Genomic DNA, 20354 nt, shown 5'->3' with positions numbered 1-20354 from the left:
AGGCTGGCATGGCACTCAGAGTTCTAAGCGCCGCACTGATTCTCCTCACATTCATTCTTTCGGTCAGACATGGTTGGGGAATGTTGAGCTCTTCCCCTCAAGCGAGGGCGATGGCAGAAGAATTGCGGTTGGGGCGAACTGGACAAATAGTTCTCGGGTTTCTCGTGCTGGTCTCTGGTGTCCTGGTTGTTTTCCCTGCCACGTTTGTTGCTGGCAATCTTCTCGGCGCCAGCCTTATTTTCATTGTGACGATATTGCAGTTGCGAGTTCGCCATCTCAAGGGAGCGCTGATCGAAATCCCCTTTTTTCTTCTTCCCTTTCTCATGATCTATTTGCATCATCCATTGAGAAGATGAAATCGGCCTGCTCTTTCTGAAACCAGCCGGCGTGTCGAAAGCTCCCAGACGAAAGATGAAGGAAAGACCTATATCATCGGAGCTGGAAGGGCTTTCGAATTATGAACTTGTTTCACGTCATCTCCTCGCCGCGTAAAGAGCGTTCGGCATCCATCGAAGTAGCAGATGCATTCATTGATGCGTGGCTGGTAAAGAATCCCAACGGTGTCGTCGAAACCCTCAATGTTTGGGAGACTCAGTTTCCTGAATTCGACGGAGAAGCGCTGAGCGCAAAGTATGCTGGCCTCGAAGGGAAGGAATTGACGCGCGACCAAGAGAAGACATGGAGCCAGATCAAGGGCCTGGCCAATCTCTTTATTTGCGCAGACGTGATCCTTTTCAGTGTCCCGATGTGGAACTTCGGTATTCCTTACAAATTGAAGCACCTGATCGACTCTGTCTCTCACAAGGACATTCTCTTCACATTCGACGAGCGGGGATTGCTCGGCCTGCTGTGCGGGAAGAAAGTCGTCGTAATAGCTGCGCGCGGGGCACAGCTCGGTGGCGATTTTCCAGTTCATGACTTCGACCACCAAACCGCGTATCTGAAGACATGGTCCCGTATGGTCGGGATCGAGGATGTTCACACCGTCGTGATCGAGAAGACACTGTTTGGGGCTGAGATGGATAAAGCTGCCCGCGACGCCGGTCGATCGGCGGCTTCAGCTCTTGCACTGTCGCTTTAAACACGCTCGATCCGTCAATCCTGCGGGTGGATGGTATCTGGGCACAAGAGTCAGAGTTCGTTTCGGATCATCGACATTGATGCGCTTCACTGTCAGGCTTTGGAGGCGGGCCTGTATAGCACCCGCTCCATGGAATTTAGAAGTCTTGGCTTGCAACGGGAGAGCCGGGACTTGGTCGCCGAGATCGAAAGATCGTTCGCCAAAGCCACGTCGCGCAGCGAATGGCCGCGGATGAAGTGCATTTCGAAGATCGAGCGCCGGCTCGGCGGCAGGCTGCTAATTGCTTTCCACAGCCGCTGCCCTTGTTCCTCCTTGGCATAGAGTTCTTCCGGGCTCGGAGAGTGATCGGGAACCTCACCGATGGACTCCCCTTCTTTATTGATCCAGAGCTCTTCAAGAGACACCACGGAGTGCCTCTTCTTGTGCCGAAGGACCATGAGAGCCGAATTTATCCCGATTCGGGTGAACCATGTTGTAAAACTTGATCTGCCATCAAAACTTTCCAGGCGTCTGAATGCCCGAAGCGTCGCGTCCTGAAGAGCATCCTCGGCATCCTCCTGGTTTTTGGTGATCCGCAGGATGGTCAAGAGCACGCGTTTTGAGCTGCGCTTGCACAATTGCGTAAACGCCTCATCATCGCCCGATTTCGCTGCGAGCACGAGCATGGTCTCTGTGCAGGTCGGCTCGGAACTTACCAACAACAGCTCTGTATTGGCTCCAGTCGTCCGCATGCGTATGCCTTTTCTTGTGTTTTTCCCAGTGTGATCGACGAGGCTCGCCGCCAGGCCGCCCTTGTTCTTTCTTGAAAGCAGGGACGAGCGCCGTTCAAGTTGCACCCGCTTGTCTCGCGATGGTGCTGAGGCAAAGCGCGCATTTCCCGTTGTCAGAGGTCAGCCTTCAGCAATAGAGCATGGAGCCGAGCTCCGCAAAATGCCAATAGTGTTTGATAGAGGTTTTGATTTCAATTGCTTATAGTTGCGAGGCGCTAGAACAGAGCCAGGAAACGCTCAACAACCGAAGAAATGTCTCCTCGCTTCCACAGCAGCAGCAGCCCAACTTCGCTGTGCGCGTCGGTGAGCCTTCGCATAACAACGCCCGGCCGAGCGAGGATACTGGCGGTAGCTGGTATGAGCAAAACGCCATACCCAAATGCAACAAGTCCAAGTGCCGACGGCCACGTAGTTATCTCTTGTATATAGCGGGGTGTGAATCCCGCGTTCTCGCAAAGTGCGAGGATGGCATTTGAAAGGGTCGCGGCGACATACCTCGCAGGAACGATCAAAACGTCGTCAGTCAGCTCTCCTAACGAGATCACTTCCCGGTCAGCCATTGGATGGTGGGAATTCAGTGCGATCAACAGAGGCTCGGGCGGAAGCTGCCGAGTGCAAAACTCCTCGTCTGGCAGAGCGTAAGTAATCGCCACGTCGATTTCTCCCGAACGCAACGCGGCGAGTTGGGCGTCCATCCCCATCTCCCTCATTCGAATGTCGACATCCGGATATCGGGTACGGAACGTCTTTACGATCTCTGGGATGAGCTGAATTCCGGCGGTGCTGTTGAAGCCCACGGAAATATGACCCAGTTCTCCTCGCCCCGCCCTCTGGGCGGCAAGTTTCGCAAGCTCGAACTGCCGAAGACTGTTCTCGGCTTCATGGAGAAACACTTGCCCTGCGGCGGTGAGCGACAACTTGCGTCCCGTTCTCTGAATGAGAATCGTTCCCAGTTCCTCTTCAAGCTGCTGAATATTCTGACTCAAGGCGGGTTGGGCAAGATACAGTTTTTCGGCTGCTCGCGTCATGTGGAGGGTTCGAGCTAGCACGCTGAAATATCGCAGGTGACGATTTTCAATCATCGATCTTCAAATCCCCGTCCTCGGCGACACCTCATCTGCTTGTAGGGATGTATACACATCTACAAGATATCATGGGGTGTGTTCCGTCGATAATTCAGGCCTATCAAAACCCACTGGATTTTCTATCGAACCGAAAGAAAAATGGGACGATCCAATCAAGCAGCAGGCTCCGAGGAGGAAAAATGCCTTTAGTTCGGATTGATTTGATTGAAGGAAAGTCAGAGGAATATCGCACTAAGGTGGGCGGTATCGTGTACCAGACCCTGGTGGATGTATTCAATGTTCCGGAACATGACAAGTTCTACGTTATAACGGAACATCCAAAAAGCGGGCAGCCTTTTGACCGTGATTATCTCGGGATTCATCGATCAGACGCGTGCATTTTCTTTCAGATAACGCTGAATAGCGGCAGGTCTGTTGAACTCAAGCAGCTCTTCTACAAGGCACTCGCGGACCGTCTACACGAAGGGATTGAACTTCGCAAAGAAGATGTCTTCATCAACCTCATCGAAGTGCCAAAGGAGAACTGGTCGTTCGGCAACGGACTCGCTCAATATGTCACCACAGCTCAGTAGCTGAGGGGTGGGATCACGCCTCATAAGCCGCGACTATCAAAACCTCTCGTAAACGATATTGGATTGTTCCGAAAGGTTGGACTCATTCTTTATCTGATCTAGTGTGAGCGCGCTTAATGCACAAACGGTACGGGGATAACTCGCTGAAGTGTGAGTGACCGATTAGGTATGAGGATCGCCTCGCGGGGGTCACATACCCACTACTGACAAGCAGTTCGGCAGGGAGTTCCAACAGTATGTCACTTTCGAGAATTTTTCAGCGCAGGAGCTTATTGAAAGGCGCGGCAGCGTTCGGCGGTTTATTCACGTTCTCCGCTTTTACCTCTGTCGCTAGTGGCGAGGAGCAGACTTCCGATAGGGGACAACAACCCGATCGTGACGTAGTCCGTATGGGAGATATACCCCTTAGCTCCGCCGCTAAAGTCACGGTCGAGCGTCGTGGAGAGATCGTCCTGATCGGTATAAACCGTCCGTATATCCAAAACCGGCTCGATCCTGAAGCCTTCGTGGGGCTGGCGAAAGCCTATTACCAATACGATCACGATCCCTCTCTTCGTGCCGCTGTGCTGTTCGGACATGGAGAGAACTTTTCCCGCGGTATCGATGTCAACGCGTTTCAGGCGCTCGCAACGACCGGGCGTCCTCTGATCAGCGAACGTGGAACGATAGACCCATTGGCGAAAGGTAGCTCGAAGCTCACAAAGCCGCTGGTCGAGGTGGTTCATGGGGACACATGGAATATGGCCGACGAACTCTATCTGGTGGCAGATATCCGAGTTGCGTCCGCAGACACACGATTCGGTCAGGACGAGAATACCCACGGAAGGTTTCCCGGTGGCGGCTCTACCATTCGCTTCGTTCGGGAAGCCGGATGGGGAAATGCCATGCGCTACATGCTGACCGGGGATCATTGAGGCGCCGAGGATGCTTATCGTATGGGGCTGGTGCAACAGATTGCTCCTACGCCCGAAACAGCTTTGCAGGCCGGGGTCGATATAGCTACGAAAATCGCCGCCTGCGGACCACTTGGAATCAAGACCACGCTTCTGTCCGCGCATCTGGCAATTGACTCGTCTGAATCCGCAGCTCTGTCCAGGCTGGATGCGCAGTATGGTGCCCTCTATCGGACAGAAGACTTCAAGGAAGGTCGTAAAGCGGAGGCCGAGGGCAGGAAGCCGGTTTATCAGGGTAAGTGACGTCGCGCGGTAGATTGGTTGACGTCACGCTGAACCGGATGGATCAGCAAAGGAGAAATACCCAAGATGAAAGCTCAACTCTTAACCGCGTTTGGCGGTCCGGAGAACTTCAGGCTCACCGAAGTCCCAAAGCCCGTCGTAGAGGACGGAACACTATTGATTCATCTTAGGGCGACGTCCGTAAACTCGCTCGATATCAAAATCCGGGAGGGAGGCATTTCGGCTGCGCCGGCGCTGCCGGGCATTCTAGGCTCGGATATCGCTGGGACCGTGGAAGAGGTAGGGGATGGCGTTATCGGCTTTACCAAGGGAGATGAAGTCTACGGTTGCGCCGGCGGAGTCAAAGGCTTCGGCGGCACATTGGCCGAGTACATCGTCGCCGACGCAAGACTCGTCGCCCTGAAGCCAAAGTGCTTATTGATGCGCGAGGCCGCGGCTTTACCTCTGGTGTCAATTACTGCATGGCAAGGTTTGGAACGCGCAAAAATAGCTCCATCTGATCATGTTCTGGTGCATGGGGGCACCGGTGGAGTCGGTCATGTAGCACTGCAACTGGCAAGGGCAGTCGGTGCCCGAATCGCGACAACAGTAGCTGAGAACGAGGATTCCGAAATCGCACGAAGTCTCGGAGCCGACGAGATCATCAATTATCGCCAGGAAAAGGTTAGCCAGTATGTCGACCGTCTCACCGCTGGACGCGGTTTTGACGTTGTGTTCGATACGATCGGCGGCAAGAATCTGGAGCTATCTCTGGCCGCAGCAGCCTCGAACGGCCGCATTTCAACCACGAACGGCCGCACTACACTGGACCTAAGCGAAGCACACTCAAAGGGCCTCTCGCTTCACGTCATTTTCATGATGCTTCCCCTACTCGAGAATCAAGGCCGGGAGGGGCATGGAAAAATCCTGAGGGAAATCGCGAAACTCGTCGACGATGGGAAGCTACGGCCGCTCCTGGACGAAGGAAAGTTTACTCTTGATACCGCCCCCGACGCACACCGCCGCTTGCAGTCCGGCAAAGCAAAAGGCAAAATCGTCATCGATATTGGCTGATCTCTCCCTCAACGCGAACTACTTAGAGGTTTGGGATACCGAATCAGCGCAACTCTCGCTGAGCGCACGATCCAATCCGATTTCAGTGAGCGTTGATCTCTCGTTAAGGTGGGCAGCAACATATTTTCCAACTGCGGTGGCCACCTCGATCCGGCAACGCGCCCCGGATCGTATCTCCTTCGTGTCAACCAACTCTGCAACGAGTTCTGCCTGCAACTGATCCAGTTCGGGCCGTATTACACCGGCAAGGTTAATCGGGGCGTGGGACGGTGCACTGCCTTGCCTCCTCCATTCGGCCAGCAGAGAGTATTGGACGACCTTGTTCGCCTCGATCTGCGCCCTAAAGAATTTTGTGACGGATGCCGCATCGATGCCCCTGGCTTCGCCGGCCGTAACCGCGCCCTGAATTACCTGCGCTTCGCGTGTCGCATCCTCCACAGCAGCGCCGCTATCCCATTTGGAAAGTGCCACCTGTTCCGCAATAGCAAGCCTGCGAGCAGAGGTTCTAACCAAAGGATCGAACTGACCGACTCCACTTTGGCCCGATGCCGCTCCCCACGCCATAGTCCCTACGACGATTGCCACCGCTACATTGAAACGGACTTTCTGCCTGGTACAAGAAGCCGCGTTGTGCTGATGAGATGTATACACATCTTAATGATAGCAGCGGCTGCTTTATTTACCAACGGCAAGACAATCGAGATCGTCCCGCGAGGTGCCGCGTCTATTCGAGCATTTTAAGCATGCGCTGAGTGGATACAAAGGAGGTCAAATGAACAGGTATCAGCAAGGGAGTCTCTTCAAGGCGAAGAGGAAAGGCTGCTCCGATGTTTGGGTGTTTCGCTGGTATGACTATTCTTCTGGGAAACGAATCTACAAGAAGAAGATCATCGGCAGCGTAGCTCAAATTCGGAGTAAACGCGAAGCGGAGAAGGCTGTCGCTGCACTTCGCAGTTCCATCAACTTTGACATTGGAACGCCACACACAGTATGCGAGCTTCCGGCGCACTATCGAGTGCACGAACTGACTCAGGAGAAGAAGTCCTTCTCAACCATCGATAACCATCGCAATCTGTTCAAGCGGTACATTGAGCCAAGATGGGGGAGCCTTCGACTTGGTTCCATTCGGACACTAGAAGTCGAAGAATGGCTACACTCTCTTCCATTGGCGCCCGCGTCAAAGGCGAAACTCAAGTGTGTTTTGTCCGTACTGTACAACCACGCGATCCGTTATCAATGGCTCACGTTCAACCCGATCAGCCGAGTGCGAACCTCACAGCGTCGCCTCCGCGATAAGGACGTTCTCACTCCAGAGGAGTTCCAGAAGTTAGTCCAGCAGCTTTCTGTACGTGACCGGGCCATGGTCTTGCTGATTGGCAGCACGGGGCTTCGTCGATCGGAAATGATCGTGCTCACATGGTTAGACCTCAACACCAGAACGATGGAGGTCAATATCTTGCGGTCCTGCGTGCGCAACCGCTTCGGGAAGATGAAGACCGAGGCGTCTTGCCGCCCTGTCCCGTTTCACCCGGTCGTCCTGAATGCTCCGTTAGTGTGGCGCGCACAATCGCCTTATGCAATGGATCTGGATTTCTTGTTCCCTTCGCCACGGCTCAAGGGCGCCCGACCTCTCAGTCCCGACAGCATTTTGGAGAAGAGCATTCGGCCCGCGCTAGCTAGGATTGGAGTCGTTGGCAAGCAGATTGGGTGGCACACTTCCCTCATTCGCTGGCGACGAATTTGCGCTCACTCGGTGTCGACATTAAGGTCGCACAGGAGTTGATGCGCCATTCCAGCAGTCGCACGACGCTCGATGTTTACACCCGCGCGATCGATCAGCAAGAACGCGAAGCGAGCCTGAAAGTGATGGAATTAATGCTGCCACTGGAGATAAAAAAACTTCAGCACCCTCGGAGAAGCTGCAAGAAAAATGGCGGTGCCGTAAGTTCAAGTCAGAAAGGATTTGTTGGTGGACCTGATCGGGATCGAACCGATGACCTCATCCATGCCATCCCTATCTTATAGACGGAACAGGGGTTAGAAACCGGCAAAACCGGTCGAATCGGTAGGAATCGCCGCGATTTGACACAAAAACTCTGAACCAACTGGGGATTTGGGCTGAACGTGGCGGTCAGCCCAACCACATTCTGTGCTCGACTCTCGACCACGCATCACGAGTCTCCATGGCAAGCAAGTCTACAACTTCAGATAATTTTCTCACGGTCTGCTTCCGTCTCATGCACCGGGTCTAAGGGCACCACTCTGAGTGGTTTCTGCTTCCGGAAACATTGAACAGGTTGCGACGCCAGACCGAATCCGCTCCTACCAGACTCTGGGGAGAGAGCGTGACTGTTCGTTCAGGGCAGCCACTACGTCCAAATCAAGTGTGAAGTCGAAGACCATCTGAAGTGCCCCACCGGTATACGACAACTTGCAGAGACACAGATCGATCTGAATAGGTCAATGAGCGCATCGCCCTGAAGTCGACAGGTGACGGCGGCGGCGAATCGGCCTGTCTTGTTTCTACGGTCGATTTTCTTTCTAGACGCTGACGCGTCTCAATCGGCAATAGCAAAGTCGTCTGACCCTATCTCACGAACTACACCGCTTTGTTGAGCTTCCGTCCCAGAAACTCATGTATGAGCGATGCGATCTCCTCGCAGTGGTCCTCCAAGGCGAAGTGACCGGTATCCAGAAGGTGAAGCTCTGCGTCCGGTAGATCGTTCAGATAGCTCTTCATGCTGTCTCCGGGGAAGATTTCATCATCGGCTCCGGTGACGATGAGCGTTGGGGGACGATGGGACCGGAAGTATTCATGGACATCCTTGAACAGGGGAACGTTCTTTCGTATGTCGTAAAGCATGTCGAGATGAATCTCATCCAGGCCGGGCCTGTTTATGAGGGAGGTGTCGATGAGCCAGTTATCGGGATCGATGCGGGAGACGTCGCGAACCCCGTATACGTACTGTTGCCTGATGGCTTCGGGAGTGAAGTACTCTCGAACTTTCTGGCGGCTCTCGGGCGTCCCGTCTTTCCAGTATTGGATCAGATCCTGCCACCACTCGCCATGGTCTGGATAGGCCGGCCCGTTTTGCGTGATGAGCGCAGTGACGCGAGCAGGCTGCTTCAGCATCAGGCGGAAGCCAATAGGTCCGCCAAAATCCATAATGTACATAGCGAAACGTTCGATTTGAAGCTTATGCAGCAAAGCGTCGACGATCTCTCCCATGCGATCGAAGCTGTAGTCGTACTGATCGCGCGATGGAACGCCGCTATGGCCGAAGCCTGGGTAGTCGGGAGCGATGACATGATATCGGTCGGCCAGCAGCGGGATAAGGTTCCGGTACATGTGCGACGAGGACGGCCATCCGTGCAACAGCAGAATCACCGGCGCTCCTTCAGGGCCTGCCTCGCGGTAGAAGATGGGAATGTTATCGATCGTCACTGCGCGGTGGTAGGTGGGTGGCAAAGGCGCTGGATGCGTTGCGGTTTGTTTGGGTTTGGGCTGCTCAGCGGCGAGGGGAATCGCTGCTGCGAGACTCGAGATGATTCCTGATTTGAGAAAACTTCGGCGTTCCATTGGATCGCTCCTCATAGGTTTGAAGATTTGAGATGGGTGGCTACGTCATGCAAGCGAGCGGCCCGTTACGAGATAGGCCGCACCTGGCAGACGAGTGTGCTACTTTGCCGCTACCAGCGGGATGGGCAGGGCTATGATGGTTGCGATCTTCCAGCCGTCATCGGTGCTGACCCAATCGACAATTTGCAGGAGTGACCTCGGCGCTGGATCGAGACCCGCAAATGAGACAGTCAACTCAATCGGAGCGTACGTTTCAGCGACATCTTTGGCCAAGAACACTGTCTTGACGCGGGAATAGTCTGGAGTAATGTGAAGGTTGCTTCGAACGATACCTTCAAGTTCCGCGATTGCGTCGTCTCCCCAAAAGCCCGCCCAGTTTCCCAGCTTCGCTACCTGCGCGGAGGGAGTCTTACCGATAAACACAGCGGATGGCGACTTCCAGAAGATCTGCCGGATCGACGTCAGGTCGCCCTTATTTTCTATTTCGATGAGTCGGCGGTATTCGCGATCGGGATCAAAGGATGGCTTCCCATTCTGTGTATTTGTCTGCTCCGGATTGACGGCGGCCGAGGGGATGAAATTTGTTTGAGCACACGCAATCATTCCCATATTTGCAATCGCCGCTAACGCTGCTCCAGCTAGTAGATGTCTGATCTTCATGGTGTCTCCAGTGGTGCGAGGTGAGTGAAAGCGGGTAGCAATGTTTGCATTCATTTTGTTGTTCCGTGACAAGCGCCGACTTCCCTTTACTCAAGTAGATGTTGCGTATGTGACCAGCGTTACAGTAATTATGGACATACTAGTTATGCGCAAAACGCCAGGCGCCGTAGGAACAGACATGGAATTTTCAGATCTGGAAGCATTCGTTGTTGTAGCGGAGAGCAAGTCGGTGAAGGTTGCGGGAGCCAGGATGAAACTGAGTCAGTCTGCTGTGACTCGCAGGCTGCAGAATCTGGAGCAATCTGTAGGCGCGGTGCTCATTCACCGCGAGGCACGTCCACTGGTACTCACGCCCGAAGGAGCGGAGGCCTATAAGCATTCCAAAAATGTTCTGGCGGCGATCGACTCCATGCGCGCCGCCATGGTGCCGGATGCAGAGATGAAGGGAGAGTTTCGTCTCGGGATCAGCATGTCGATCGGAGATATGTTGCTTGCACGATCGATTGAGAGCCTTTGCCGCGAATTCCAGAACCTACAGATACAGGTTGTTGTCGATGAGTCGCACAGCTTGATGAAGAAGGTGGAGAGACGGGACCTTGATGCCGTCGTGATCCTTCTGATTGATGATGCCCGAGTGCCGGAAGGCCTCTCGGGCGATTTACTAAGTCACGACGCAATGGGCGTCGTGGCTGCGAAATCTCTTGCGATTCCATCTTCTGTGCGTCTGGCAGATCTGATGGAGTATGCATGGGCGCTGAATCCGCCGGGCTGTAGCGCGAGAGATGAACTGATTCGCGGCTGCAACAAGCTCGGTGAACCGCCGCGCATTCTGGTGGAATCGTCAGGGGCTGCGCTGAAGCTGGAGTTGATCGAAAAGGGATTGGGGATTGGCCTCGCACGGAAGAAAGATGTGGCCGCATCAAGACGTGCCAATCGTTTGCGTTTTATCGTGCCAACCGATTTTAAACATCGCATCGGCACGTGGCTTGTATGTTCACCAAACATTGGAAGGCTCAGGGCACCGGTGGAGTGTCTGAAAAGGACGCTGCAGGCAAGCGATTGATACGACATCGCCGTAAACGGCCTGGGGGACGATGACATCACTCAATTTCCTCACATTGCTCCGGGAGGATGTTCAGCTTCCTATGTGACTCGGTGATTTCGTCCAGGGAAACGCGCTTCCCCTCATCTTTCCTTGAAAGATGGCATCTGGTGGTCATCTGCTTGCCCTCTCGGTGAGTGCATCATCGCCAATGCGCTCACCGACGACAGCCCTTGAGTCACATGGCCGAAAAGCCGTTCTTCGGTCACTTGCCGAGAACACTGATCGATCTGAATGGCTCAATGAGTTCATCGGCCTGATATGGAGTGACCGTGTCAACACGGCGAAATCTGTGGGATTTGTTTTTGTCGTTGTCGTTGCTTTTGTCTTTTCCCGAAGACAGAGCGAGCAGCAGTCGGAGCAGTTGTGAGCGACGATTGATCAGTCTGATATTCGCGGGTCGGAACCACATAATCATGATCCGTCGGGAGCTGCCTCTGACTGTTATCGCGAGTCGGGTTGAGCCTGTCGCATAGGCCGAGCGAGGGTTCTCCTTCGTGCTTGCCCTGGCTGCTGCCGGCTCAGTGTTCGAGATGGATGTCAACGTTCATCGATTCGGTACTCTTCTTTTTAGGAAGTTTTTGCCTTAGCTGTGGTTGTTATCAGGCAGCAACTTGCTGCCATGAAATCGTCTCGGCCCTGGTTCCAATAGCCCAGATAAAGCCCAGCAGCTCTCGGGCTACTGCCGTGACAATCTTCCTCTGGTCCTTGCCGGCCGCGCCCAGTTTTATATATCGCTTGTGCAGCCTGTGTTGCGCCTTCCACGCAATCTCCTTGGCCTCTTCTGAAATGGTCTCCTGTCGTCTGCGCAGTCCGTACCAGATACCTGGTGGACGACGATAGCTCCATGCATCTTCGACAACGATGCGTCGCAAGAGAGCGTTGCCGGTCTTCGTGATGCCTCCGCGTCTCGTTCTCTTGCCGCTGGAGTCTTCGCTGGGAACAACCCCGCAATAACCCATGAGTTGCCGAGCACTGTCGAAACGGGATACCTGGCCAAACTCGGCAGCAATGGTCACTGCAGAGATATCAGCGATACCACGCAGTGCCTGTAAATCGTTGATGACTTGTTGCAGCTCGGGCGAGGCCAGTTTTATAGCTTCCGTGATGGTTTGCTCCAGGCGCGCTACTCGCTCCCGCATGTGCTCGACCTCGTGCAGATAGTCCTGGCGCGTGACTCTTGAGCTATCTGTGTGAAACGCAGCTGCGCGACCCAGATCAGATAGGGTCGTGTCCACGGCCTGACTCCAGTCGGTGGACGCTGACCGGAGCGCAGAAGGAACTTGCTCAGGCGATGCCGCGCTCGTGTCTGATCCTACTTGGCTGCTTCGCGGGCTCGCACCAGATCGCGCAATGCTTCGGAACCCTCATCCGGAACCCATACCGCCGTCAGATCTCCGGATCGATAGCAACGTGCCAGCTTCTCTGCATCCCGCCGATCCGTCTTTACCCGATCACCTGCCTTAACAGGCAAGCCCAGAAGTCGGAACGCTTTCCAGGCGCGAAATCCGGTCCCGCGAGCGGCACATAGCTGAACCAGCCGTTATCTGAGCCGGTGTTGGTCAGGAATGCGGCATAGAACATCAGGCCACCGAATAGATAAAGGTAGTAACTGTAGGCATTAAGCCGCGGAAATGCGATGTTCCGTGTGCCGACCATCAGTGGCACCAGATACACGCTCAAAGCTTCGAACATCATCGGAACGGCGAACAGGAACATCATCGTGGTCCCGTGCACGGTGAAGAACTGGTTGTACTTATCGGGAGACAGGAAATGCGCTTCCGGAAAGGCAAGCTGCAATCGCATCACACCAGCGAGCAAACCCGCCAGCAGGAAGAAGCCGAATGCGGTGACCGCATAACGCTTGCCAATTGTCGTATGGTGAACGGCCTGAAACCAACCCCAGAAGCCATGCGGCTCTCTCCAGACGCGTTCAAGCTGAGTGGCCTGCAGAACTTCGGCCTCCGTGAGTTCGTCTGCCCTTCCCGACGTGGTAATCACTACGTTGCTCATCGCAGAGTCTCCATATAGGCAAGAAGGTCCTGCAGGTCGGAGCCCGACAGCTGATTGGGAGGCATGCGGCAGCCTGGTTTGATGCTTTGTGCATTCAAAATCCATCCCGCAAGATTTCCGATCGTGTTCGGCAGAGTTCCCGCCGCGATCGTGGAGCGAGTCGCCAGATGAGTGAGGTCCGGACCCACATGAGAGCCAGCCGTCGTGCCTCCGATCGCATGGCAGAGAACACAGCTATGTGTGAGGAAAACTTGTTGGCCATGTCGCGTCTGTTCCGTCTTAGGATCGGCTGCGCTTTGACGCTGCGCTTCCATCCAGCGATTAAAGTTTTCCTTCGACTCGGCAATCGTGAAGAAGCTCATATGAGCATGCTGTAAACCGCAGAATTCGGCGCACTGCCCTCTCCATATCCCGGGCTTGTCGACCAGAAACATCAGGTCATTCGTATAGCCGGGTAACAGATCGCGTTTGCCGTTGAGGTTCGGCGCCCAGAAGCTATGAATCACGTCGTTGGAAGTGCCCTCGATACGGATGAGGGTTCCTACCGGCACATGAAGCTCATTCGCAGTGATCACCTCGCGATAGGGTTCCTTGGGGTAGGGATAGTGGATCTCCCACCACCACTGATGACCGTAGACTTCAATCGTCATCGCGTCCTGATCGTGCATATGGCCCAGCCGGCGACTTGTGATGAAGCTGCTGATCAACATGACGAAGAGAAGCAGGATCGTGACAATAACGGCGCCGGTCACCGCCCGAGTCGCTAGCCTATCGCTGGCTGCCGTAGTGGTCTGGGGCAATGGATCGCCAAGGATGGAATGACGCCGCTTTGCTACGAAATAAAGCAGGGTGGCGAGTACCAAGCAGGTGACGATGCCCGTGATCCAGAAGATTGTCACGAAGGTGTGCTCCACGCGCAGCGCGGCCGGTCCCGCCGGGTTCAACGAAGTCTGGTTGCCAGGGAAACCGGCAACGCTTTGGATCGCTAAGTCTGAGAGGAGAAGATGTGGTGCATGTGCTGAACCGGTGGCAACAACAACGCGGTGTGCCGAAGGTGCCGTTCTGTGACAATGGGCCGGAGTTCACCGGCCAACTGATGGATCTGTGGGCTTACCGCAATGGAGTGAAGATCGACTTCTCTCGTCCAGGCAAGCCGACTGATAATGCATTCTGCGAATCGTTCAACGGACCTTCCGCTCGGAGTGCCTCGACACCAACTGGTTCAGCAATCTCGAAGATGCCAGACAGCTCATCGAAGCCTGGCGGCGGGAATACAATGTGAGTCGTCCTCACAGGGCTCTCGCCAACAGGACACCGGAGGAATTCGCCTGTCATATCGCGGCTAGCCGCGATATCACCACAACTCAAAACAGCTGAAAACTAACCCTCAACCTGGTACAGATTTTTCAGGCCCTTCACCAGAGAGCAAAGAGCAAAAGACGCTGGACGGCAGCGTTAGGGATTTGCTTGAACAACACGGGATGGTCGTCGAACGTGACCATCACTGAAAATGTCGGCAATGGCTCTTAGCGTACATAAATTTCCCATTCTTGAGGTGTCCCCCCAAACGCCGTCAGTCGGGCATGCTGGTGATAGTCCATCGGCTCTCCTGGAAATACTGAGTCTTCGCAAACCCCGCTTTACAGTTCTTGACCCGATGGACAACCTATTGAAACCTCACAACTAGATGTTTAGTCCCGGCATTTGATGGTGCATACTTTTCTGAACACGAGAAGGAGTCACCATGGGACAGGGTCTTTACCGGAGCGCCACAACCACAGAGGCGGTCCGTCAAGCGATACAACGTAGTCAAGAGAGCCTGAGGTTCTTGGCGCGGCATCATAGGATCAACCCCGTTCCTTCATTCTAAGGATTCTCAACAATGTTCAAGCCCTCCAGTCTTTCCCTCTCAACTGTTGAGGGCGAAGTCCGGGTTACGCGCAGCATCAAGAGAGCCGCGCTGAACAAGATCAGCCCGGCGAGCAGCCATGCGATGCCGGGCAGGTTCCATTGGTCTGTTTTGTGGAAGGACCGCGCGTAAATCGATGTGAAGATCTCTGGGCCGAGTAGGGCGGCGATGCTGGAGAGGCTCATGAGCGCTCCTTGTAGCTGTCCCTGCTCGGACGCGCCCACCTGTCCAGTAAGCACGCTTTGGGCGGCCGCGGGCGCCAGTCCCCAGGCCGCAATGCAGGGGATGCCGCAGACAAAGAGCAGGCTGGTATTGGCTGTTCCGAAAATCATCATGCCTGTTGCGCCGCACAGCAGTCCGAGGAGCATGGTTTTTCGCTCTCCGAGAACAGCGACCACTGGTTTCACGAGTGCGGCCTGTGTAAGTCCGGAGCACAGTCCCAGGAGCATGAGCGAGAAGCCGATCGACCGTGAGTTCCAACCGTAGCGCTCTTCGACATAGAGCACGTAGATGCTGGGCAGCACGACGCCGGCGAGCGTGTTGAGAAACGACACCGAAGCGAGCCCCATGAGTTGCGGGTGCGATCGCAGCAGTTGCAGCGAGCCGAAGGGATTGGCTCGTCGCCAGACCATGGCGTTGCGCCGCTCGCGGGGCAGCGATTCCGGCAGCAGGAAAAAACTGTAGGTAGCGTTAACCAGACTCAGAGCGGCTGCAAACCAGAAGGGCAGCCGGAGGGAGACTCCACCGAGCAAGCCGCCAATGGCCGGACCGGCGATGAAGCCGAGGCCAAAGGCTACTCCCAGCAGTCCAAAGGATCGGGCGCGCTCCTGCGGCTCGGTTACATCGGCCACATAGGCGCTTGCGGTCGCCATGCTTGCGGAGGTGATTCCGGCGATCACTCGGCCTGCAAAGAGCCAACCCACCGTTGGAGACACCGCCATGAGGACGTAGTCGAGCGAGAGGCCGAGATTCGAGAGCACCAGCACCGGCTTTCGTCCCAAGCGATCGGATAACACGCCAAGCAGCGGCGAGCAGAGGAACTGCATGAGTGCGAAGGTTGCGCCGAAGACTCCGAAGACCGACGCCGTCCGTGCGACGTTGTTGCCGGTGAGGTGAAGAAGAAGCTGGGGCAGGACGGGAGCGATAAGCCCCACGCCCAGCATGTCCACCATCACCGTCGCAAAGACGAAAAGGGTGCCGCGCTTCACCTGCTCCTCGCCGCGAGGGGAATAGGAACGGAGGCCAGCGATTCCAGCCCATCCGCTGCCGCGGAAGAGCCGCCGGAAGCCTGGAATGCGGCCTGAATGCGTTTTGCGGCGGCGCGATATTCAGGAGCTTCGAAGAGCAACGTCAGCGCATCGATGATTTCGTCAGGCTTCACGCGTCCATACTTGAGGCGAATGCCCGCGCCGGCATCGACTACCTGCTGCGCAATGATCGGCTGGTCATCGCGGATGGGAGCAACCGCGAGCGGAATACCGTGCGCCAGAGCTTCGCAAACCGTGTTATGGCCGGCGTGGCAGACGACGATATCGATTTGCGGCAGCAGCAGAAGCTGGGGAACTCGGGGAAGGATGAGCACATTGGCAGTTGAAGGCTGAAGCATGCCATCAGGCGCGACCACGATCATCTGCAGACGCTCTTCAAGATGTGCTGCCGCCGTGAGAGCCGCCTCGAAGAAGTGACGGCCGCTCGCCGCATTCACTGTGCCGAGCGTCACCAATACGTGGCGACGTTGGGGATCTAGCCACTGCCAGGGAAACTCGCCCGCACTCGGTCTTCTCTGCAATGCAGGCCCAACGAAGAGCCACTCCGCGGGGAACGGGCCGTCTCCAACCAGCTCACGGGTACTGAAGGCCAGCACCAGGTGCTCGGAGAAGCGCAGGTCGCCTTTCGCCACAACTTCGGGAGCGATCTTCGCGCGATGCTGAAAGGCGTGCAGCTCATCGCGAAGCCACTCGCCGAACATGGGGAAGAGAGCGAAGGAGTCGACCAGCTCGGAAGACGTGGTGGCCGAGGTGGCCCAAGGCAGGTCACGCTGTCGTGCGATCACCGCTCCGGCGATCGCTTGCTGATCGACGATGAGCACGTCCGGAGAAAGTCGTTTTACGGCCCTTGCTACTTCCGGAAGCATGGCCTCGCCCAGCGGCAGGATGACATCCTTCCAGAGAAAACGAAAAGCCTCTGCACCACGCAGGCCCTGGCTGCGTGCCGCAATCGCATGCAGGACTTCGGCAGAGAGAATTCCATCCGTCGGGAAAAGCGTGGCCCCTGGAGGCAAAAGAGAAGCCGCGACGGAAGGATGACCCGCCCACGCGACCTCATGTCCACGAGCCGCAAGCTCTGCTCCGACGGCTGCCGTGGGATTGATGTGGCCGGTAAATGGGGGAACCACAAACAAGAAGCGGCTCATTACACGGCCGGCAGGAGCGCGCGGGTCAAAGGAGCCGATTCGAGCGCGATCACTGGAGCCACCCAAAGTGGAGGTGCTCCGTGACGGCCGTTGAGCCACCAGAGCAGGACCTGGCACAAGTATGGCCCTGCATGCAGCAGGACGCGATGATCGAGCCCCGGCAGTACAAAGAGCTGTACTTCAGACGCCAGGTCCTTCAACTTGTGTGCCCGATACAGGATCTCCGAGGCTTCTCCGTAAATGGCTAGAATCGATTTCCGCAGAGCCCGAAAGTCCGCGGCAGCGTGGGGCGTTGTCGAGAGCAGATCCTGCTGGATGGTGGTGTTTTCAATCAGAGAAACACCGCGATGCGCCATCTTTACCGTTTTCTTTCCGCGCTCCGCGATCCATGCGCGCCACTTTTCCTCGTACACGCACTTAGTCAGGAAGCCGAGAGTCTCGGCCATCTCTTCTCCGAAGCCTTCATCTGCATATAGCCCCTCGATCAGGGTGATGTCGGCAACGCGATGCGGATGCGTGAGCGCCATGCCCATGGCGATTGCTCCGCCATAACTATTGCCCACCAGATGCACGGGGTGAGTAATGTCGAGTGCGGTGAGCAATCCATGGAGATCGGCGATGCCGTCCTCCATGGAGTAGCCCGTCTCAGGGCGGTCGGAGTGCCCATGCCCTCGCAGGTCGTACATTATGACATCATGACCGGCGGCGGAAAGAGGATTCGCGAGGGTGAAGTAATAGCTGGAAAGATCGTCGATGATCAGGCCGTGCAGCAGCACGACCGTCTTTCCGCTGGGCCGTACTCCTGGAGGCGGGACAAGACGTTGAACGTGCAAGCGTACTCCGTTGGCGAATACCTCTGTCATCACGCGGCTCCTTCCTGCATGGCCTCATCGCGCAGGCAGATTTCGACGTAACGAACCACGTCGCCCACGGTGAGAGAAACTACTTCGTCTACATTTTTCGTTGCCAGAAACTCTACAAAATTCACACGGTCGCCGAACTTGCTGCGCAGCCTGCTGGCGAGCGCCACGAACTCAATGCTCTCCAGTTCAAGATCCCGATTGAAGGTTGTATCCATGGTTATTTCTGTGGAAAGCAGTTCAGGGTCGCCGATGACAGCGCCAAGCTGTTGCTTCACATAAGTCATAACTTCCGCTTCCGAAGTATCATTTCGCTCGTCCTTCAAGATAGGGCCTCCCCATTTCAACGATTGGTTGAGATAACAACGTGGTTTGTCGTGAAACAGATGTACGAATCGCTTGCCCGTTTTGCTAGGCAACAACTTGATCGGGTACGGCTGCGGCGAACATTTCCCTGGTCGCCAACTGGTCGAAGCGCAGCGGCGCGCCTTCTACCCACAACGCGGCTGCCGTTCGCAGCAGCTGCCGCATGCCAGGCTGACCGGCGGCATTTGCGGAGATCGCGAGATACTCGCGGCCGGCTAAAGTGTCGTCGATGAAAGCCGTGACGCTGCCGACGCCTGCCTGGATGAAGACACGAATCCCCGAAGCGTACATGTTATCGATCAACTCACGGAAGCGCACCGGCTCCAGCAGATGCCGCACCGTGAGTTCGCGGATTGTCTGTTCATCGGCGGGAAATGGCTGGGCGATAGTAGCCGACCAGACCGGAGTGCTAGCAGCTTCGATGGGAAGGTCCGCTACTTTGCGCACCCAATCTAGATAGGGAATGAGAAACGGCGAGTGAAAGCCGGATTGAAAACTGAGCACGCGTGCGGAGATACCGCGTTCGCTCAGCCGGGATACAGCAATGGTTATTGCATCGCGCTCACCGCAGAGAATGGATTGATGCGGGCAGTTGTCATGCGAGATGACGATGCCATCAAGATCGGCGATGATGGCTGCCGCGACATCCACGCCACACCCCAATGCCGCATACATGCAATTGGGCAGCTCGAAGACTCCCGGACCCGCACCCTCGATATACCGGTCGATGCCTTCTGGAGTGAAAATCCCGGCAGACATCATGGCGTTCCACTCGCCGATGCTGTGACCGGCGACCGCAGCGGGCCGCACACCGATCCGCCGTAAGGCTGCGTCGAGTAGCTTGCCCGCGGAAAGAAGGGCGATCGAGTGTTGACGAACGGAGCGCTGCTCGTCGATAGACTCAGGCTGTGAAAGATCAAAATGGGCCGCGACATCGTCCAGAACCGGCTCAAAGCGCTGCTCGAGCCCCGGAAAGACCACGGCCACGCGTCCTTCCTGGCCATCGATCAGAGGAGATGGCGTAAACCAGATATCCTTGCGGCCGCGCCAGGCCGTTCCGCCGTCAAGAATGCGCTTGGCGAGAGCTAGCCGCTGTGCGTCGGCATTCACAAGAGCTAACCGGCATCGGCCCGTTGGCTGTGGACTGAGCAGGTCATTGCGCGCGAGAAGATCGCTTGGATCAGCCGCGATCCGATGACGCAGTTCCTCGGAACTATCGCCGGCAAGCAGGAGCAATCGATCAGGGGAGGTGATCATCCGTTCCTCTTAGTTCTTGAATGAATATCTAGTGTTAAAGCTCGGAAATCGGGACGGACATCCCCGTATCCGCATCATCTGCAGACAGTCTCTCCAATTCTTGGCGCAATACCTTAGCCAACTCTCCTTCAAGGGCTGGATGTACCGCCAAATGTTAAAGCCATGTTGCCTAAGCACTAGCTTCGACTAACTTTAGATATAACTATGGCTCCACCGACGGCTATCGCGAGATAGTATCTTTGGTAAGTAATTTTGAGGTCGTGCTTTACGCAGAAAGGAAAGTTGCAAGTAAGGCTTTAATGAAGCAGACGATGGTGAATCTGGCTGTTTTGAGCGTACCGCCCGTCGTGAGGAGATAATAACCCGAAACGTGGCCCAAAGAAGCATTTTTCTTTGCGAGCCTGAAAAAAATCCCGAACTTATTCCGAACTTATAGT

General features: G+C 55.6%; 23 protein-coding genes and 2 pseudogenes. 11 read left to right on the top strand and 14 right to left on the bottom strand.

Annotation, left to right across the window (positions count from 1 at the left end):
- Nucleotides 1–8: 8 nt before the first annotated feature.
- Both XX99_RS08280 and XX99_RS08275 read left to right on the top strand, forming a co-directional pair.
- Nucleotides 9–356: a hypothetical protein gene (locus XX99_RS08280; protein WP_050058889.1), complete on the top strand. Its 348-nt coding sequence runs from the start codon at nucleotides 9–11 to the stop codon at nucleotides 354–356.
- Nucleotides 357–457: 101 nt separating this feature from the next.
- Nucleotides 458–1081 (top strand): FMN-dependent NADH-azoreductase, encoded by a 624-nt coding sequence (locus XX99_RS08275; RefSeq protein ID WP_197081849.1) that lies wholly within the window; start codon nucleotides 458–460, stop codon nucleotides 1079–1081.
- A 92-nt stretch (nucleotides 1082–1173) separates the two neighbouring features.
- Here XX99_RS08275 and XX99_RS08270 read toward each other — a convergent pair whose 3' ends face one another.
- Nucleotides 1174–1917, bottom strand: a complete 744-nt coding sequence (locus XX99_RS08270; protein ID WP_184084839.1) for an RNA polymerase sigma factor — start codon at nucleotides 1915–1917, stop codon at nucleotides 1174–1176.
- A gap of 149 nt (nucleotides 1918–2066) precedes the next feature.
- Complete coding sequence (locus tag XX99_RS08265) at nucleotides 2067–2933, bottom strand: LysR family transcriptional regulator (RefSeq protein ID WP_082125379.1); 867 nt, start codon at nucleotides 2931–2933, stop codon at nucleotides 2067–2069.
- Between the two features lie 182 nt (nucleotides 2934–3115).
- Here XX99_RS08265 and XX99_RS08260 point away from each other — a divergent pair, with 182 nt between their 5' ends.
- From XX99_RS08260 to XX99_RS08250, 4 genes are all read left to right on the top strand, one after another.
- The gene (locus XX99_RS08260; protein WP_050058886.1) at nucleotides 3116–3508 is read left to right on the top strand and encodes a tautomerase family protein; all 393 of its coding nucleotides are present in this window, start codon (nucleotides 3116–3118) and stop codon (nucleotides 3506–3508) included.
- 236 nt (nucleotides 3509–3744) lie between these two features.
- Nucleotides 3745–4422, top strand: coding sequence for an enoyl-CoA hydratase-related protein (locus XX99_RS08255; RefSeq protein ID WP_197081848.1), 678 nt, complete (start codon nucleotides 3745–3747; stop codon nucleotides 4420–4422).
- A gap of 21 nt (nucleotides 4423–4443) precedes the next feature.
- A complete protein-coding gene (locus XX99_RS27680) occupies nucleotides 4444–4704 on the top strand; it encodes a Clp protease/crotonase-like domain-containing protein (protein WP_197081847.1) in 261 nt (86 codons plus the stop codon).
- 66 nt (nucleotides 4705–4770) lie between these two features.
- Nucleotides 4771–5757 carry a zinc-dependent alcohol dehydrogenase family protein gene (locus XX99_RS08250; protein WP_050058885.1) on the top strand — a complete coding sequence of 329 codons (987 nt, stop codon included), beginning with the start codon at nucleotides 4771–4773 and terminating at the stop codon, nucleotides 5755–5757.
- Between the two features lie 18 nt (nucleotides 5758–5775).
- Here the strand turns inward: XX99_RS08250 and XX99_RS08245 are convergent, their stop codons facing one another.
- Nucleotides 5776–6408, bottom strand: coding sequence for a chorismate mutase (locus XX99_RS08245; protein ID WP_269430958.1), 633 nt, complete (start codon nucleotides 6406–6408; stop codon nucleotides 5776–5778).
- Between the two features lie 121 nt (nucleotides 6409–6529).
- Here XX99_RS08245 and XX99_RS28615 point away from each other — a divergent pair, with 121 nt between their 5' ends.
- Both XX99_RS28615 and XX99_RS08235 read left to right on the top strand, forming a co-directional pair.
- Nucleotides 6530–7540, top strand: coding sequence for a tyrosine-type recombinase/integrase (locus XX99_RS28615; RefSeq protein ID WP_050058883.1), 1011 nt, complete (start codon nucleotides 6530–6532; stop codon nucleotides 7538–7540).
- Nucleotides 7465–7782 carry a tyrosine-type recombinase/integrase gene (locus XX99_RS08235; RefSeq protein ID WP_082125378.1) on the top strand — a complete coding sequence of 106 codons (318 nt, stop codon included), beginning with the start codon at nucleotides 7465–7467 and terminating at the stop codon, nucleotides 7780–7782. Before XX99_RS28615 ends, XX99_RS08235 begins: the two co-directional genes overlap by 76 nt.
- 574 nt (nucleotides 7783–8356) lie before the next feature.
- On the opposite strand, the gene XX99_RS08230 is transcribed toward XX99_RS08235, so the two are convergent.
- Together XX99_RS08230 and XX99_RS08225 are read right to left on the bottom strand one after the other, a co-directional pair.
- On the bottom strand, nucleotides 8357–9337 hold the full coding sequence (locus XX99_RS08230; RefSeq protein WP_050058881.1) for an alpha/beta fold hydrolase: 981 nt from the start codon (nucleotides 9335–9337) through the stop codon (nucleotides 8357–8359).
- Between the two features lie 99 nt (nucleotides 9338–9436).
- The gene (locus XX99_RS08225) at nucleotides 9437–9997 is read right to left on the bottom strand and encodes a hypothetical protein (RefSeq protein ID WP_156185864.1); all 561 of its coding nucleotides are present in this window, start codon (nucleotides 9995–9997) and stop codon (nucleotides 9437–9439) included.
- Between the two features lie 40 nt (nucleotides 9998–10037).
- On the opposite strand from XX99_RS08225, the gene XX99_RS08220 reads away from it, so the two are divergent.
- The gene (locus XX99_RS08220) at nucleotides 10038–11060 is read left to right on the top strand and encodes a LysR family transcriptional regulator (RefSeq protein WP_082125376.1); all 1023 of its coding nucleotides are present in this window, start codon (nucleotides 10038–10040) and stop codon (nucleotides 11058–11060) included.
- Between the two features lie 641 nt (nucleotides 11061–11701).
- Here XX99_RS08220 and XX99_RS08210 read toward each other — a convergent pair.
- From XX99_RS08210 to coxB, 4 genes are all read right to left on the bottom strand, one after another.
- Complete coding sequence (locus tag XX99_RS08210; RefSeq protein ID WP_050058877.1) at nucleotides 11702–12337, bottom strand: IS110 family transposase; 636 nt, start codon at nucleotides 12335–12337, stop codon at nucleotides 11702–11704.
- A gap of 77 nt (nucleotides 12338–12414) precedes the next feature.
- Complete coding sequence (locus XX99_RS28610) at nucleotides 12415–12573, bottom strand: IS110 family transposase (protein ID WP_184084844.1); 159 nt, start codon at nucleotides 12571–12573, stop codon at nucleotides 12415–12417.
- Nucleotides 12546–13112: a cbb3-type cytochrome c oxidase subunit I gene (locus XX99_RS08205; protein ID WP_050058876.1), complete on the bottom strand. Its 567-nt coding sequence runs from the start codon at nucleotides 13110–13112 to the stop codon at nucleotides 12546–12548. Before XX99_RS08205 ends, XX99_RS28610 begins: the two co-directional genes overlap by 28 nt.
- Nucleotides 13109–14056: a cytochrome c oxidase subunit II gene (gene coxB, locus XX99_RS08200; RefSeq protein WP_050058875.1), complete on the bottom strand. Its 948-nt coding sequence runs from the start codon at nucleotides 14054–14056 to the stop codon at nucleotides 13109–13111. Before coxB ends, XX99_RS08205 begins: the two co-directional genes overlap by 4 nt.
- 47 nt (nucleotides 14057–14103) lie before the next feature.
- Here coxB and XX99_RS27145 point away from each other — a divergent pair.
- Nucleotides 14104–14489: pseudogene (locus XX99_RS27145) on the top strand (integrase core domain-containing protein); the annotation flags it as partial.
- Nucleotides 14490–14856: 367 nt separating this feature from the next.
- Nucleotides 14857–14964: pseudogene (locus XX99_RS28000) on the top strand (IS481 family transposase); the annotation flags it as partial.
- A 14-nt stretch (nucleotides 14965–14978) separates the two neighbouring features.
- Here XX99_RS28000 and XX99_RS08190 read toward each other — a convergent pair.
- From XX99_RS08190 to XX99_RS08170, 5 genes are all read right to left on the bottom strand, one after another.
- Complete coding sequence (locus XX99_RS08190) at nucleotides 14979–16229, bottom strand: TCR/Tet family MFS transporter (RefSeq protein WP_197081845.1); 1251 nt, start codon at nucleotides 16227–16229, stop codon at nucleotides 14979–14981.
- The gene (locus XX99_RS08185; protein WP_050058873.1) at nucleotides 16226–17434 is read right to left on the bottom strand and encodes a glycosyltransferase; all 1209 of its coding nucleotides are present in this window, start codon (nucleotides 17432–17434) and stop codon (nucleotides 16226–16228) included. Before XX99_RS08185 ends, XX99_RS08190 begins: the two co-directional genes overlap by 4 nt.
- Nucleotides 17434–18297, bottom strand: a complete 864-nt coding sequence (locus XX99_RS08180; protein WP_050058872.1) for an alpha/beta fold hydrolase — start codon at nucleotides 18295–18297, stop codon at nucleotides 17434–17436. The genes XX99_RS08185 and XX99_RS08180 overlap by 1 nt, the downstream gene beginning before the upstream one ends.
- A complete protein-coding gene (locus XX99_RS08175; RefSeq protein WP_082125460.1) occupies nucleotides 18297–18581 on the bottom strand; it encodes an acyl carrier protein in 285 nt (94 codons plus the stop codon). Before XX99_RS08175 ends, XX99_RS08180 begins: the two co-directional genes overlap by 1 nt.
- A gap of 124 nt (nucleotides 18582–18705) precedes the next feature.
- Entirely contained in the window at nucleotides 18706–19917 is a 1212-nt protein-coding gene (locus XX99_RS08170; RefSeq protein WP_050058871.1) for an acyltransferase domain-containing protein, read from the bottom strand.
- Nucleotides 19918–20354 lie beyond the last annotated feature (437 nt).

This window comes from Silvibacterium bohemicum (assembly GCF_001006305.1).
In the GTDB taxonomy this organism is placed as follows: Bacteria; Acidobacteriota; Terriglobia; order Terriglobales; family Acidobacteriaceae; genus Silvibacterium; species Silvibacterium bohemicum.
Note: the sequence above shows the minus strand (reverse complement) of the source record. Positions and strands in the feature narration are given on the sequence as shown.